Source organism: Paenibacillus sp. FSL H8-0317 (assembly GCF_045040685.1).
GTDB lineage: Bacteria > Bacillota > Bacilli > Paenibacillales > Paenibacillaceae > Paenibacillus.
Genome location: NZ_CP150294.1, coordinates 5013055 through 5027297, shown reverse-complemented (window position 1 = coordinate 5027297; position 14243 = coordinate 5013055). Strand labels below are relative to the sequence as shown.

13 protein-coding genes and 1 other annotated feature are annotated in these 14243 nt (G+C 46.8%); all 13 genes read left to right on the top strand.

Annotation, left to right across the window (positions count from 1 at the left end; genetic code table 11):
• Positions 1 to 244: 244 nt before the first annotated feature.
• Positions 245 to 1528, top strand: coding sequence for a cell division protein FtsA (gene ftsA / locus MHB43_RS22555; protein WP_036614863.1), 1284 nt, complete (start codon positions 245 to 247; stop codon positions 1526 to 1528).
• 150 nt (positions 1529 to 1678) lie between these two features.
• Positions 1679 to 2794: a cell division protein FtsZ gene (gene ftsZ, locus MHB43_RS22550; RefSeq protein WP_017687306.1), complete on the top strand. Its 1116-nt coding sequence runs from the start codon at positions 1679 to 1681 to the stop codon at positions 2792 to 2794.
• A 261-nt stretch (positions 2795 to 3055) separates the two neighbouring features.
• Entirely contained in the window at positions 3056 to 4036 is a 981-nt protein-coding gene (gene spoIIGA / locus MHB43_RS22545) for a sigma-E processing peptidase SpoIIGA (protein WP_405118020.1), read from the top strand.
• A gap of 11 nt (positions 4037 to 4047) precedes the next feature.
• The gene (gene sigE / locus MHB43_RS22540; protein WP_017687308.1) at positions 4048 to 4770 is read left to right on the top strand and encodes an RNA polymerase sporulation sigma factor SigE; all 723 of its coding nucleotides are present in this window, start codon (positions 4048 to 4050) and stop codon (positions 4768 to 4770) included.
• 111 nt (positions 4771 to 4881) lie between these two features.
• Complete coding sequence (sigG, locus tag MHB43_RS22535; protein WP_017687309.1) at positions 4882 to 5664, top strand: RNA polymerase sporulation sigma factor SigG; 783 nt, start codon at positions 4882 to 4884, stop codon at positions 5662 to 5664.
• 174 nt (positions 5665 to 5838) lie between these two features.
• Complete coding sequence (locus MHB43_RS22530) at positions 5839 to 6231, top strand: YlmC/YmxH family sporulation protein (protein WP_017687310.1); 393 nt, start codon at positions 5839 to 5841, stop codon at positions 6229 to 6231.
• A 51-nt stretch (positions 6232 to 6282) separates the two neighbouring features.
• Complete coding sequence (gene pgeF / locus MHB43_RS22525; protein ID WP_339177967.1) at positions 6283 to 7182, top strand: peptidoglycan editing factor PgeF; 900 nt, start codon at positions 6283 to 6285, stop codon at positions 7180 to 7182.
• 6 nt (positions 7183 to 7188) lie between these two features.
• The gene (locus MHB43_RS22520) at positions 7189 to 7890 is read left to right on the top strand and encodes a YggS family pyridoxal phosphate-dependent enzyme (protein WP_339177963.1); all 702 of its coding nucleotides are present in this window, start codon (positions 7189 to 7191) and stop codon (positions 7888 to 7890) included.
• Entirely contained in the window at positions 7881 to 8348 is a 468-nt protein-coding gene (locus MHB43_RS22515; RefSeq protein WP_036614853.1) for a cell division protein SepF, read from the top strand. Before MHB43_RS22520 ends, MHB43_RS22515 begins: the two co-directional genes overlap by 10 nt.
• A 7-nt stretch (positions 8349 to 8355) precedes the next feature.
• On the top strand, positions 8356 to 8625 hold the full coding sequence (locus tag MHB43_RS22510; RefSeq protein WP_017687314.1) for a YggT family protein: 270 nt from the start codon (positions 8356 to 8358) through the stop codon (positions 8623 to 8625).
• A gap of 199 nt (positions 8626 to 8824) precedes the next feature.
• On the top strand, positions 8825 to 9607 hold the full coding sequence (locus tag MHB43_RS22505) for an RNA-binding protein (RefSeq protein ID WP_091014083.1): 783 nt from the start codon (positions 8825 to 8827) through the stop codon (positions 9605 to 9607).
• Between the two features lie 238 nt (positions 9608 to 9845).
• Positions 9846 to 10355, top strand: a complete 510-nt coding sequence (locus tag MHB43_RS22500) for a DivIVA domain-containing protein (RefSeq protein WP_017687316.1) — start codon at positions 9846 to 9848, stop codon at positions 10353 to 10355.
• 57 nt (positions 10356 to 10412) lie between these two features.
• Positions 10413 to 10705, top strand: a binding site (T-box leader).
• A gap of 338 nt (positions 10706 to 11043) precedes the next feature.
• Positions 11044 to 14142 (top strand): isoleucine--tRNA ligase, encoded by a 3099-nt coding sequence (gene ileS, locus MHB43_RS22495; RefSeq protein ID WP_405118019.1) that lies wholly within the window; start codon positions 11044 to 11046, stop codon positions 14140 to 14142.
• The last annotated feature ends 101 nt before the right edge of the window (positions 14143 to 14243 follow it).

Sequence of the window (14243 nt, the reverse complement as noted above, 5' to 3'; positions counted from 1 at the left end):
GGTTTGGCCCCGTCAGAGCAATGAAACTTGTTCTTTCTGAGATGAAGAAAAAATGATACACTTGAACTTATGGCACCTGAGTTGCCTCCTTCTTTTTTCTTCAAGGTTTTATGTCTGGCAACCAGATTTTGACACCCAAAAACATTGTAGAAAAAAGAGGGAAAGCCTGAAGTGTGTTGAATATGTTTTAAGAGTGTTTAAATTCGAACGTAATTTACTATTGGAGTCAGGAGGTGCCACAGACTTGAGCAACAATGACATCATTGTTAGTTTGGACATCGGTACATCCAAAATTCGCGCTATTATTGGGGAAATGAATAATGGAACCTTTAATATTATAGGAGTTGGATCTGCCGACTCGGAGGGAATTCGCAAAGGTGTAATCGTAGATATCGATCAGACGGTGCAGTCGATTCGCAACGCAGTGGATCATGCAGAACGTATGGTAGGTATTCAAATATCCGAAGTGTATGTTGGAATCTCGGGAAATCATATCGGACTGATGAGCAGTCACGGCGTCGTGGCTGTGTCTAACGAGGATCGTGAAATCGGAGAAGAAGACATGGAACGGGTGTTGAAAGCAGCCGAAGTCATTGCAGTTCCTCCGGAACGGGAAATTATTGATGTTGTCGCCAAGCAATATGTTGTAGATGGCTTGGAGGGCATACAGGATCCCCGTGGTATGATTGGTGTTCGTCTGGAAGTTGAAGCAACGATCATAACGGGTGCAAAAACCGCGATACATAATCTTTTGCGCTGCGTGGAAAAAGCGGGTCTGAAAGTAAGCGATCTGGTTCTCATGTCGCTTGGAGCGGGTCAACTGGCTTTGTCCAAAGATGAAAAAACGATGGGTTCAGTGCTTGTTGATATTGGAGCAGGTGCGACAACCATCGCCATTTTTGAAGAAGACAGTCTTGTTGCAACATCAACGTTGCCTATAGGTGGGGAATTCGTAACAAATGATATCGCCTATGGCTTACGCACGTTAACGGATCAGGCGGAGAAGGTGAAACTGAAATATGGCTGCGCCTGGTTGGATGATGCTGCTGCGGATGTGATGTTCAAAGTCACCCGAATTGGCAGTAATGTAGACAAGGAGTTTTCACAGGAGGATCTGGCAGCAATTATTGAACCTAGGGTTCAAGAAATATTCCAGATGATATCCCAAGAAGTGAAACGTCTTGGTTACAACGAGCTTCCTGGAGGTTATATACTAACGGGAGGTACGGTCTCTATGCCGGGGGTTCTGCAGGTCGCTCAGCATGAGCTTGCTGCTTCGGTACGAGTTGCAGTTCCGGATTATATTGGTGTGCGTGACCCTGGGTTTACAAGCGGAGTCGGCATATTGCACAGTGTAATTCGCAGTTTGCGCATTCGTCCCTCGATCAATAACGGCGGTGGAAACAACAACAACAATAATAACAACAAGAAACCGACCAACCGTCCGAAGCCAAATACGGCACAGGAATCGGAGCAAAAACCCGGTCTGTTCGAGCGGCTGAAGAATATGTTCAGCGAATTTATATAACAGGTTGGATCCATTTCATACATTCTTGAAGCCGTCTGAATGCGCCGGTACTAAAATAAACGCTTTCGTTCGTCGATATATGAAATTGATTCGGTTCAAATCAAAAATTGGACGGGCCATCCATGCACATTGAGGGGGAGATGGAATAATATGTTGGAATTTGATTTCGAGATGGAGAGCTTGGCTCAAATTAAAGTCATCGGTGTAGGCGGCGGCGGAAGCAATGCAGTCAACCGTATGATTGAAAATGGTGTACAAGGTGTTGAATTTATTACGGTGAATACGGATGCTCAGGCGTTACACCTGGCGAAATCCGAGCATAAATTGCAAATCGGTGATAAATTGACTCGTGGTCTTGGTGCTGGCGCCAACCCGGATGTAGGTAAAAAAGCAGCGGAAGAGTCCCGCGATCTGATCATGAACACGTTGAAAGGTGCAGACATGGTATTTGTTACAGCCGGTATGGGCGGTGGTACAGGTACAGGTGCGGCTCCGGTTATTGCCGAAATCGCTAAAGAGTGTGGTGCACTTACCGTTGGTGTCGTAACTCGTCCATTTACATTTGAAGGACGCAAGCGTTCCAGCCATGCAGAGCAAGGTATTGAAGCTCTCAAGGAAAAAGTCGACACACTGATCGTGATTCCTAATGATCGTTTGCTCGAAATCGTAGACAAAAAGACTCCTATGCTTGAAGCATTCCGTCAAGCGGACAACGTACTTCGTCAAGCTGTACAAGGTATCTCTGATTTGATCGCTGTACCGGGTCTGATCAACCTTGACTTTGCTGACGTCAAAACGATTATGCACGAACGTGGTTCAGCCCTTATGGGGATTGGTGAATCAACTGGCGAGAATCGTGCCGCAGAAGCAGCACGCAAAGCCATTATGAGTCCTTTGCTGGAAACTTCTATTGAAGGTGCTCGCGGCGTAATCATGAATATTACAGGTGGCGTTAATCTGTCCCTGTATGAAGTGAACGAAGCGGCAGAGATCGTAACTTCTGCTTCCGACCCGGAAGTGAACATGATCTTTGGTGCCATCATTGACGAAGATCTGAAAGAGGAGATTAAGGTTACAGTTATTGCAACTGGTTTTGAAGATAAACCTGCTCCACCACCACCAGGACGTAAACCAGCTCCAGCAACAGCGGAGACGACGGATACACGTTCGCCGAACCTGCGTCCTTTCGGAAATCAGCCGAGCAATGATCAGCTGGACATTCCGACATTTTTACGCAATCGTTCACGCAATAATAACAACGATTAATACGCAAATCAATTTATTGGAAACCCGGTACTCCTTATGGAGCGACCGGGTTTTTTCTGTTTATTCAGATATCATAGCATACAGCAATGAACAAATTCTGAACAAAGGGCCTGAGCAATTCCGACAAAAAAAGTTGGAACCACACCCCCATGATTAGACAGACTTTGAACAGGGGGCTCCGTATACTTGTGAATATGCTCATGAATATCAGGATATCGGGTACCGGTATTTCGATATGTTGCGCGCAGGCAGGTGAAGACTTTGGTTGTTTATGTGGATCTGATTTTTTTGACAAACCTGTGTATTGACGGTGCACTCATCGGAATGACCGCCTGGATGCGCAAGACAAAGCTAGTTTGGTGGCGGTGGTTGCTGTCAGCCATTGTGGGCGCATTATACGTGGTCATGATGTTTGTACCGGAGTTTGATTTTATGTTCACCTTTCTGATCAAGTTCGGGTTCTCGCTGGTCATGCTTACGATTGCTTTTGGTTTTAAGGGTCTGCAGGCTTTTGCGAGGACGCTCGGTACCTTCTATGTGATTAATTTTGTCGCTGCCGGAGGTATTCTGGGTGTGCATTACATGCTTCAGAGCTCCGGTGAGTTGTTTAACGGCATCTGGTTTACGGCTTCTGGCGGTATGTCATTTGATCTGAAAATTGCTTTCTGGTTCACGTTTATCGTATTTTTTGCTGTTCTGTTTTTATTCAAAGCTGTGCAGAGCTCAAAACGGAAAACGGATCGCATGACGACCTATTTGGGTAAAGTTGAGGTCTGCATCGATGAGGTAGTCATTTCTTGTACAGGCCTTCTGGATACGGGCAATCAACTTACAGATCCCTTATCGCGCATGCCGGTCATGGTGATGGAAGTTTCGTTATGGCAAGACATGTTACCTGCTTCATGGAAGGATAGACTCAAGGACGAGGCGCCGGACAACCTTATTCTGGAGCTTGATCAGGAAAGTTTTCAGTGGCAGGATCGACTGCGGCTAGTGCCTTATCGGGGCATTAACAAAGGGACTGCGTTTATGCTGGCAATGAAGCCGGACCGGGTGAAGGTGACGATGGAGGAAACATGTTATGAGACGACAAGAGTACTTATTGGGCTGGATGGAGGTGTTTTGTCGTCGGATGGGAAATACCAGGCCGTGATTCATCCTGAACTTGTGCAAGACGCTGTTTCTGCGCAGTCTACGGCTCTCTCTGCGGGAGCAACAGAAAAGCCGCTGAATGTGGTATAGGAGGAACGTACATGCTTGTGAAATGGAAACTGGTGGCGCAGCTGCAATATTACCGTCTGTTATTTTTGTTGGGGCTCAAGAGTGAAGAGATCTATTACATTGGGGGAAGTGAGGCACTTCCGCCGCCATTGACAAGGGAAGAGGAAGAATTTTTGCTGCAAAAATTATCCTCGGGAGACTCGGCCATTCGCGCGATGCTCATTGAGCGCAATCTGCGCCTGGTGGTGTACATTGCACGAAAGTTTGAAAACACAGGAATCAATATTGAAGATTTGGTCTCCATTGGAGCCATCGGATTGATCAAGGCAGTTAATACATTTGACCCGGAAAAGAAAATCAAACTGGCAACCTATGCATCACGTTGTATCGAAAATGAAATTTTGATGTACCTGAGACGTAATAGTAAGATCCGAACTGAAGTTTCTTTTGATGAACCGCTCAACATTGATTGGGATGGAAATGAACTATTATTATCCGATGTATTGGGCACAGAAAACGATACAATCTATCGGAATATTGAAGAGCAGGTAGACCGGAAACTTTTGCACAAGGCACTGGAAAAATTAACGGAGCGCGAGCGAATGATTATGGAGCTTCGTTTTGGCCTGACGGATGGGGAAGAAAAGACACAAAAAGATGTAGCGGATCTCCTCGGAATCTCCCAATCCTACATCTCTCGACTCGAAAAAAGAATCATTAAAAGACTCCGCAAGGAGTTCAATAAAATGGTCTGAAATACATCTTTGGTCAGAATGGGTATTACTGGCAAGGGTGCCAAGTACGAATAAAAAAGCCTGCCCCGGAGATAATGTACATTAATGTTTCTCCTTGGGAGGTAAATCACGATGACCCGAAACAAAGTCGAGATTTGTGGCGTGGACACCGCAAAATTGCCTGTCCTCACCAACACTGAAATGCGGGAATTGTTTCATTCCCTTCAGCAACACCATGATCGCTCAGCAAGAGAGAAATTAGTGAATGGCAACCTGCGTCTGGTACTCAGTGTCATTCAGCGTTTTAACAATCGGGGGGAGTTTGTCGATGATCTGTTCCAGGTTGGTTGCATCGGCCTGATGAAAGCCATTGATAATTTTGATTTATCCCAGAATGTCAAATTTTCAACCTACGCGGTGCCGATGATTATCGGTGAAATCCGTCGATACCTGCGTGATAATAACCCAATTCGGGTATCTCGCTCCTTGAGGGACATTGCTTACAAAGCACTTCAGGTCCGTGACAGCCTGACGAATAAAAATTCCCGGGAACCGACGATATTTGAAATTGCGGAAGTACTGAATGTGCCGAAGGAAGATGTTGTTTTTGCATTGGACGCCATTCAGGACCCGGTCTCGCTCTTCGAACCGATTTATCATGATGGTGGAGATCCGATCTATGTTATGGATCAGATCAGCGATGACAGAAACAAGGATGTGTCATGGATCGAGGAAATTGCACTCCGTGAAGCGATGCATCGTCTTGGTCAGCGGGAAAAAATGATTCTGTCGATGCGGTTTTTCGAAGGGAAAACCCAGATGGAAGTGGCTGATGAAATTGGCATTTCCCAGGCTCAGGTATCACGTCTGGAGAAATCAGCGATACAGCAGATGCAAAAACATGTAAAGTCGTAACACGATGCAAGGGCAGAAGGACGATCAATCGGGGCAGTGTATACCGTTGGTCGTCTTTTTGTATTGGAACGTTGCCACTTTCGGTGAAAAACAGGACATTTTTCGCCCCTGAAACATATATTGTATAGAAGCGTGAAGAACGGGCAGAAGAGGAATAACAGGGGGCGGAAATGAATGAAAGTGAATACGAGCGAAGTAGCGGCACGAGGCATGAAAATCTCGGACTTTCAGACAAAGGATGTCATTAACATTACGGATGGTAAACGCCTCGGTCAGATCAGTGATTTGGAGTTGGATCTGAAGCAGGGACGAATTGAAGCGATTGTTGTGCCAGGGTACAGCCGTTTTATGGGTCTTTTTGGCGGGGGGACAGATCTGGTGATTCCTTGGAGAAATATCGTAAAAATTGGTTCAGATGTGATTTTGGTGAAGATGGATGAGGTGAAGGAAAATACGTATGATGAGCGTGATCGTGAAGCGCGCCTGTATGATGAACAGCAACATAACCGCACAGAGCGAGTGGAACGCATTGAACGGTCTGAACGTAATCAGCGTCGAACGATATAAATGAGACAGAATGTGGCTCATTTGGTACACTGGAAGTGGTGAGGTGAGATAATGGAACCCTTTGTATTAGATAAAGAATTACTTGAACGGACCAAGAACCCAAATTCAGATTTCGGTCCTGATCCGTTATTATTATATGTTGAGCCTTGGACACAGCAATTTGAACAGCTGTCAGTCGGGTTTACGACGAGACATGGTGGAGTTGGAAAAGTTCCGTATGCCACGCTCAATTGTGCTTATCATGTGGGGGATGACCCTGAAGTTGTACTTAACAACCGCAGGCTTGTAACCGAGAAGCTTGGTTTTGCAGCAGAAGCATGGACCTGTGGAGAGCAGGTGCATGGCAAACATGTAGCTGTAATTACCGTTGAAGATCGGAGCAGAGGATTACTTGATCGTCAATCTGCGTTGCAGGATACGGATGGATTGGTCACGAATGTGCCTGGTGTGCTGTTGACTTCTTTCTACGCAGACTGTGTTCCGCTTTATTTCTATGACCCTGTGCAGCAGGCGGTAGGTCTTGCTCATGCCGGCTGGAAAGGTACAGTCGCGGGTATTGCTGTATCCATGGTAGAGACGATGGAACGGGAGTATGGCAGCCGTAGGCAGGACATTCGAGCTGCAATCGGTCCGTCGATTGGGGATTGCTGTTATGAAGTGGATGAGGCGGTCATGCAGCATGTACGGGTTTGGTTTGATGATTCCCCGGTTAATGATGAATACAAGGATTCTGCTTCTAAACAAGCATATCGAGCCGTGAATAACGGTAAAACGATGTTAAACTTGAAAGAATGTAATCGACACATTATGATGAAAGCAGGAATAATGCCGGATCATATCGAATGTACAACATGGTGTACAAGTTGTCATCCCGAACTATTTTTCTCCTATCGGAAGGAAAATGGTGTTACAGGACGGATGGCGAGCTGGATTGGGCTGGAAGAGAGGTGACCCTCTGTGTCATTGGAGGAGCGTATACAACAGGTAAATCAGAAGATCGAGGATGCATGTCGGCGCAGTAACCGTCATCGTGATGATGTGAATGTGATTGCGGTCACGAAATATGTCTCACTTGAAACAACGGGATCGGTGCTGGATCATGGTCTTGAGCATATTGGAGAAAACCGGTGGCAGGATGCACAGGCCAAATGGGAAGCTTTTGGTCAGCAGGGTACCTGGCATTTTATCGGTCATTTGCAGACAAACAAGGTGAAAGACGTGATTGGCAAGTTTCGTTACATCCATTCACTGGATCGTTTGTCATTGGCGAAGGAGTTGGATAAAAAAGCAGCTTCACTTGGCATCCAAGTGGAAACGTTTTTGCAGGTGAATATTTCGGGTGAAGAGAGCAAGTATGGATTACAGCCTGAACAGGCAAGTTCTTTTTTGCGTGATATTCGTTCGTTCAACAATCTCAAGGTCGTCGGCCTGATGACCATGGCACCTCATGAGGAAGATCCGGAGCTGACGCGTCCCGTATTTCGTGGATTGCGTGAGCTGAGGGATCAATTGAATGGACAAGCCCTGACAGCAGAGCAATTGACTGATCTGTCGATGGGGATGTCCAATGATTTTGAAGTGGCCATTGAAGAAGGTGCAACCTGGGTACGGCTAGGATCGATTCTCGTAGGAAAAGAGGAGGGTTCACGATGGGCGTAATGAATAAATTTATGAATTTCCTCGGACTTCAGGAAGAGGAAGAGATTGTGGAACGTGAACGAATGGCTGCGCAGGAGGAAAATGAGGCTGAACATCAGGAAGCTGAAACCTCCAGTCTCGATAAACGTAGAAACCAAAGGGGGAATAATGTGGTGAGCATTCATTCCCAGAAAAATGTTAAAGTTGTCCTGTATGAACCGCGTTCTTATGACGAGGCTCAGGAAATTGCCGACCATCTGCGTTCGCATCGTACCGTTGTGGTGAACTTGCAACGTATTCGCCAGGACCAAGCGCTGCGCGTTATTGATTTTTTGAGTGGCACGGTATATGCACTGGGTGGCGGTATTTCGAAAATCGGCGGAAACATTTTTCTCTGTACGCCAGATACGGTTGAAATTCAGGGATCAATTACGGAAATACTGGCTGACAGCGAGCAAGATTATAACAGAATGAGGTGAGCCGTTTTTGGAGTCGTTAGTTAATATTTTGGGTTTTGCATATCAAATTTACTTTTACATGGTCATCGTCTACATATTGATGTCATGGCTTCCCAACGCACGGGAAAGCTTTATTGGTGAATGGCTGGGCAAATTAGTGGAACCATATCTAAGTCCGTTTCGCCGATTTATACCGCCTTTGTTCGGTGTGCTGGATATTTCCCCGATTGTGGCGCTGATTGTTCTGCAACTCGCGCTTAATGGGTTGATCTCCATACTTCGGTATTTTGCATATTAGAGGTTGTTCAAAAAGTCCGCTTTTGATTACGAAGGATGCCTAGTGGCATCGTCAGCATCGAATATGGAATTCAGCCGAAATGTCCGTTGCTCACGTAGTTTTTTCTACGCTCCGCTACTCCATTTCTAGCTTTATCCCATCTTCTCGGTACTGAAAACCGGTCTTTTTGAACACGGACTATTAGGGTAGGGTGACATAGATGAGCGGTGAAATTTACGAACATTTTAGCCATGATGAGCGGGATTTTGTAGATAAAGCTTCGGATTGGGTTGAGCGGGCAGGTAAGTATCATGACATGAAGCTAACTGACTTCCTTGATCCAAGACAGGTTTTTATATTACAGACTCTTGCCAATCGCCGTAACGACGTTCAGATTCGTCTGGATGGTGGTTACGAAGCTGCTGAACGCAAGCGTGCGCTGGTTGCACCTGATTATATGTATCTGGATGATGAGGATATGGGAATGCAGGTGCTCAGTATCACGTCTGATGATCAGAAAATCTCGGAGCTGGAGCATGGGGACTATATGGGTTCCCTGCTCGGGCTTGGGATGAAACGTGGAAAGATCGGGGATATCCAAGTGCTGGAGGACGGTTGCCATACAGTGGTGGCGGCGGAAACCGGCGCTTTTTTATCGCTTCAACTGAATCAGGTGCATCGGTTACATGTGTTCACAGAGTTACTTCCTTTGGATCAGATGCGATGGTCAGAGAGTAAACTGGAGACGATGGACATTACGGTCGCTTCTCTTCGTTTGGATGGAATCTGCGCAGATGTGTATCGGCTTAGTCGCAGTAAAGTGCTGGTGCCGATCAAAGCTGGTCGCTGCCGTGTGAACTGGAAGGTTGAGGAAGATCCCTCCAAATCGCTAAAAGCGGGTGATGTCGTATCCATTCAGGGATTTGGCCGTTTCAAGGTTATGGAACAGGATGGGATGACTAAAAAAGGGCGCTGCCGAGTGAAAATCGGCAAATTTGCCTGAGTCTGTTGCAGGAAAATCCGCTTTCTTGTCGAAATGGTTATCATAAAGGTGTAGAAAATACGCGGTGTATCCGATATACATTAAGTCAAAGCTTTACATGAACGTTGGAGGATGCAATTGGATCCTGCATTCCGTATACGTTGCCAAGGTTAGGCATCAACGATACGGCCCCTTGGGTGGTACCCATATGCTGCAACCTTCTCTAAACGGGAAGGAACTTTTACAGGAGGTGGACAGCATGCCATTAACGCCGCTGGACATACACAACAAGGAATTTTCCCGACGTTTGCGCGGGTATGACGAGGATGAAGTCAATGAATTCCTGGATCAAGTCATCAAAGATTACGAAGGCGTCATTCGCGAGAACAAAGAGCTGAGCAATCAGTTGCTGTCCGTTCAGGAGAAACTGGATCATTTTTCTACAATTGAAGAGACACTTAGCAAAACGATCATCATTGCGCAGGAAGCTGCTGATGATGTGAAGGGTAATGCGAAGAAAGAAGCGCAGTTGATCGTGAAGGAAGCAGAGAAAAATGCAGACCGGATCGTGAACGAATCGCTGGGCAAATCGCGTAAAATTGCTTTGGAAGTGGAAGAACTTAAAAAGCAGGCATCGATTTATCGAGCCCGTTTCCGCACGCTTGTTGAAGCGCAGCTTGAACTGTTGACTCAGGATGGTTGGGAAGTGCTGGAGAGCCGGGAGCAGGAAGTGCGTGACCGTGAGCGGGAGATGAAAGAAATTTATTAGTCTGTCGCCTGGTTGACTTTTGTCTGCAAAGAGGCTATAACTATATTCATAATGAATAGTGATTCCATGACGGGTTCAGTACGTTATGATCTCATCCCTCAGAGAGTTGGTGGTTGGTGCAAACCAATGGATGAGTTATAGCCGAATATCTCCCCGGAGAAGTGACGCTGAAGCGGTGATTATGATTGCCGTGTGTAAGCCGAACCGTAAGCCGTACGTTATAACGGCACCCTGCAGTAGTTTAGCGGGGCATAAGCGCTGTTGATGACAGAGCATACCCAGGCTTGCCTGGATGTGGTTTGTGATGAACAGAATTAGGGTGGTAACGCGAGTATAGTCTCGTCCCTTTCCAGGGATGGGGCTTTTTTGTGTTCAAAAAAGGGCGAACGTCTATGAGGCCCGAAGGACCTCAAGGAGAGAGCCGCCCGCCGGGGGAGCGAAGCGCCCGGCAACACCCGTCTCGCGGTAAGGCCATGCGGCGTTCACGCAGGGAACAGCCGCAAAATGGCCGCCACTACGCACATCCCCCCTCGCCCATAAGCGCCACCGATTCCACACCGACAACCATCTCGGGTGTCCAGAGGGCGGAGCGCCTATGGGGTCCCCCTTGGCAAGGGGGATTTAGGGGGATTGAAACGCTTTTTGTGGACGGTCCACAATCCAACCAAAGAAAGGGAAGATAATCATCATGCAACGAGTTGACGTCAAAGAGAAGGCACGTGCCAGAGAATTACGCGTGTTAGATAAATGGAAAACGGAGAACACATTCAAAAGATCCATCGAAAACCGGGAGGGCAAGCCAAACTTCGTATTTTATGAAGGGCCGCCTACAGCAAACGGTAAACCGCATATCGGTCACGTACTGGGACGCGTAATCAAGGATTTTGTTGGACGGTATAACACGATGAAGGGTTACCGTGTTGTTCGTAAAGCAGGCTGGGATACACATGGTCTGCCTGTAGAGCTGGGTGTACAGAAGAAGCTGGGTATCTCCCACAAGTGGGAAATCGAAGATTACGGCGTGGAAAAATTCATTAACGAATGTAAAGCGAGCGTATTCGAGTACGAGCAACAATGGCGTGATCTGACAGAAGGTATCGGATACTGGACGGATATGGATAACCCGTATATCACCCTTGATAACAACTACATCGAGAGTGTATGGAACATCCTGGCGACAATTCATGAGAAAGGCCTGTTGTATCGTGGTCACCGTGTGAGCCCGTATTGTCCTTCTTGTCAGACAACACTAAGTTCCCATGAAGTTGCACAAGGGTACAAAGACGTTAAAGATCTGAGTGCTACAGCGAAATTCAAACTGAATGACAGCGGAGAATTTGTACTGGCTTGGACGACAACACCTTGGACACTGCCTTCACACGTTGCACTTGCCGTGAATCCGGATATGGACTACTCCCGTGTTCGTCAAGGTGATGAAGTGTACATCATGGCAACCAATCTGGTTGAAAAAGTGATGAAAGATACCAAGGGTGAGTATGAGATCATCGGTGCACTGAAAGGTGCCGACCTGGTTGGCAAAACGTATGATCCTCCGTTCAACTACATTCAGGCTGAGAAAGCCAACATCATTCTGGGTGCAGGCTTTGTAACGGATGCAAGTGGTACGGGTATCGTACACATGGCTCCTGCCCATGGTGAAGATGACTACCGTGTATGCCGTGAGAATGGCATCAGCTTTGTGAACATGGTGGACTTGGAAGGTAAATTTGTCGCTGAAGTGACTGACTTTGCCGGACGTTTCGTGAAGGATTGTGATATTGATATCGTGCGATATCTGTCTGAGCATGGACGTTTGTTCAGCAAAGAAAAATATGAGCATAGCTATCCGTTCTGCTGGCGTTGTGATACACCGCTTCTGTACTATGCAATGGACAGCTGGTTTATCCAAACAACAGCCATCAAGGACCAATTGATTGCCAACAACAGTGAAGTGGATTGGTACCCGGGTCACGTTCGTGAAGGTCGCTTCGGGAAATTCCTCGAGGATCTGGTGGATTGGAACATCAGCCGTGATCGCTATTGGGGAACTCCGCTGAATATCTGGGTATGTGAGGAGACTGGCGAACAATTTGCTCCACACAGCATTGCAGAATTGCGTGCTCGTGCAGTAGGTGATGTGCCTGAGAATCTTGAATTGCATAAACCATATGTGGATGACGTTAAAGTCATGAGCTCTTGTGGCAAATATGAAATGAAACGTACACCGGAAGTGATCGATGTCTGGTTCGACAGCGGCTCCATGCCGTTTGCCCAGCAGCACTATCCATTTGAAAATAAAGAAGTATTCGAACAGCAGTATCCTGCTGATATGATCTGTGAAGGGATTGACCAGACACGTGGCTGGTTCTACAGCTTGCTGGCGGTTTCCACCCTTTTGACAGGCAAAGCGCCTTACAAAGCGGTTATGGCTACAGGACACGTTCTTGATGAGAACGGACAGAAGATGTCCAAATCCAAAGGTAACGTTATCGATCCTTGGGAAGTGATTGAAGAATACGGTACAGATGCATTCCGCTGGGCTTTGTTGTCTGACAGTGCACCGTGGAACAGCAAACGTTTCTCCAAAGGTATCGTAGGCGAAGCAAAATCCAAAATGGTGGATACGCTGGTCAACACCCATGCATTCCTGACGCTTTATGCTACCATTGATGGATTTGATCCACAGGAGCACCCGTTCCAACTGTCTGCACACAAGCTGGATCGCTGGATTCTGTCGAGACTGAACAGCCTGATCCTGGTTGTAGAAAAAGCGCTGTTGGTTAACGACTATCTGAACTCTTCCAAAGCGATTGAAGCATTTGTTGATGAGTTGAGTAACTGGTATATCCGTCGTTCCCGTGACCGGTTCTGGGGAAGTGGTCTGACAGAGGATAAACTGGACGCTTACCGTACATTGACTGAGGTACTGGTGACTACTGCGAAGTTGGTTGCTCCGTTTACACCGATGCTGGCAGAAGACATCTATCTGAACCTTGCAACAGGTGAGAGTGTACACATGGAAGACTATCCTGTAGCCAATGAAGCGCTGATTGATGCAGGACTGGAACAGGATATGGAGACGGCTCGCCGCGTGGTTGAACTTGCCCGTAACGTTCGTAACGAAACAGGTATCAAGACACGTCAACCGCTGTCCGAATTGATCGTTTCTCTTGATAAAGGGTTTGACCTGGCAAGTTATGAAGAAATCATCAAGGAAGAGATCAATGTAAAAGGAATCCGTACGGAGCATAATGATGCGGAATTCGTTGACTTTACATTGAAGCTGAACCTGAAAGTTGCAGGTAAGAAATACGGTAAAAACGTAGGATTCCTGCAAAACTTCTTCAAGGGAATGTCGGCCGATGAGACACGTAAAGTGGTTTCGGAGGGTATGCTGAACATCGTTTCACCGGAAGGCGAAGAGCTGCAAGTGACGAACGAAGAATTATTGGTTGATAAACAGGCCAAATCAGGTTTTGCATCAGCATCAGGTTACGGTCTGACGGTTGCGCTCAATACCGAAATCACGCCAGCATTGGAACAGGAAGGCTGGGTCCGTGAAGTGGTTCGTGCTGTGCAGGATACCCGGAAACGACTGGACCTGCCGATTGAGAAAAGAGTACGTTTGACGCTGGATGTGGATGCATCCCTTCAGGAAGCTATTCAGGCGTTTGATGATGTGTTGCGTGAAAATGTTCTCGTAACCGAAGTTACATTTGGCTCGAATGAGTCCATGGAACGTGTTGAAGCCGGAGGCAAATCGATCGGTATTTACATCGAAGCGTAATTCGGAGCATGTCCCATCCAATTAAGACAGAATATAGAGCATAAACAAACGAGCCGCAGAGGCAGGGACATATTCCCTGTATCTGGGCTCGTTTGTTTTTT

What these genes read in the sequence shown, in the direction of transcription:
- sigG (WP_017687309.1), top strand. Translation starts at nt 4,882, where the DNA reads ATGACCCGAAACAAAGTCGAGATTTGTGGCGTGGACACCGCAAAATTG.
- MHB43_RS22505 (WP_091014083.1), top strand. Translation starts at nt 8,825, where the DNA reads ATGAGCGGTGAAATTTACGAACATTTTAGCCATGATGAGCGGGATTTT.
- ileS (WP_405118019.1), top strand. Translation starts at nt 11,044, where the DNA reads ATGCAACGAGTTGACGTCAAAGAGAAGGCACGTGCCAGAGAATTACGC.
- MHB43_RS22515 (WP_036614853.1), top strand. Translation starts at nt 7,881, where the DNA reads ATGGGCGTAATGAATAAATTTATGAATTTCCTCGGACTTCAGGAAGAG.
- sigE (WP_017687308.1), top strand. Translation starts at nt 4,048, where the DNA reads ATGCTTGTGAAATGGAAACTGGTGGCGCAGCTGCAATATTACCGTCTG.
- MHB43_RS22500 (WP_017687316.1), top strand. Translation starts at nt 9,846, where the DNA reads ATGCCATTAACGCCGCTGGACATACACAACAAGGAATTTTCCCGACGT.
- ftsZ (WP_017687306.1), top strand. Translation starts at nt 1,679, where the DNA reads ATGTTGGAATTTGATTTCGAGATGGAGAGCTTGGCTCAAATTAAAGTC.
- MHB43_RS22530 (WP_017687310.1), top strand. Translation starts at nt 5,839, where the DNA reads ATGAAAGTGAATACGAGCGAAGTAGCGGCACGAGGCATGAAAATCTCG.
- pgeF (WP_339177967.1), top strand. Translation starts at nt 6,283, where the DNA reads ATGGAACCCTTTGTATTAGATAAAGAATTACTTGAACGGACCAAGAAC.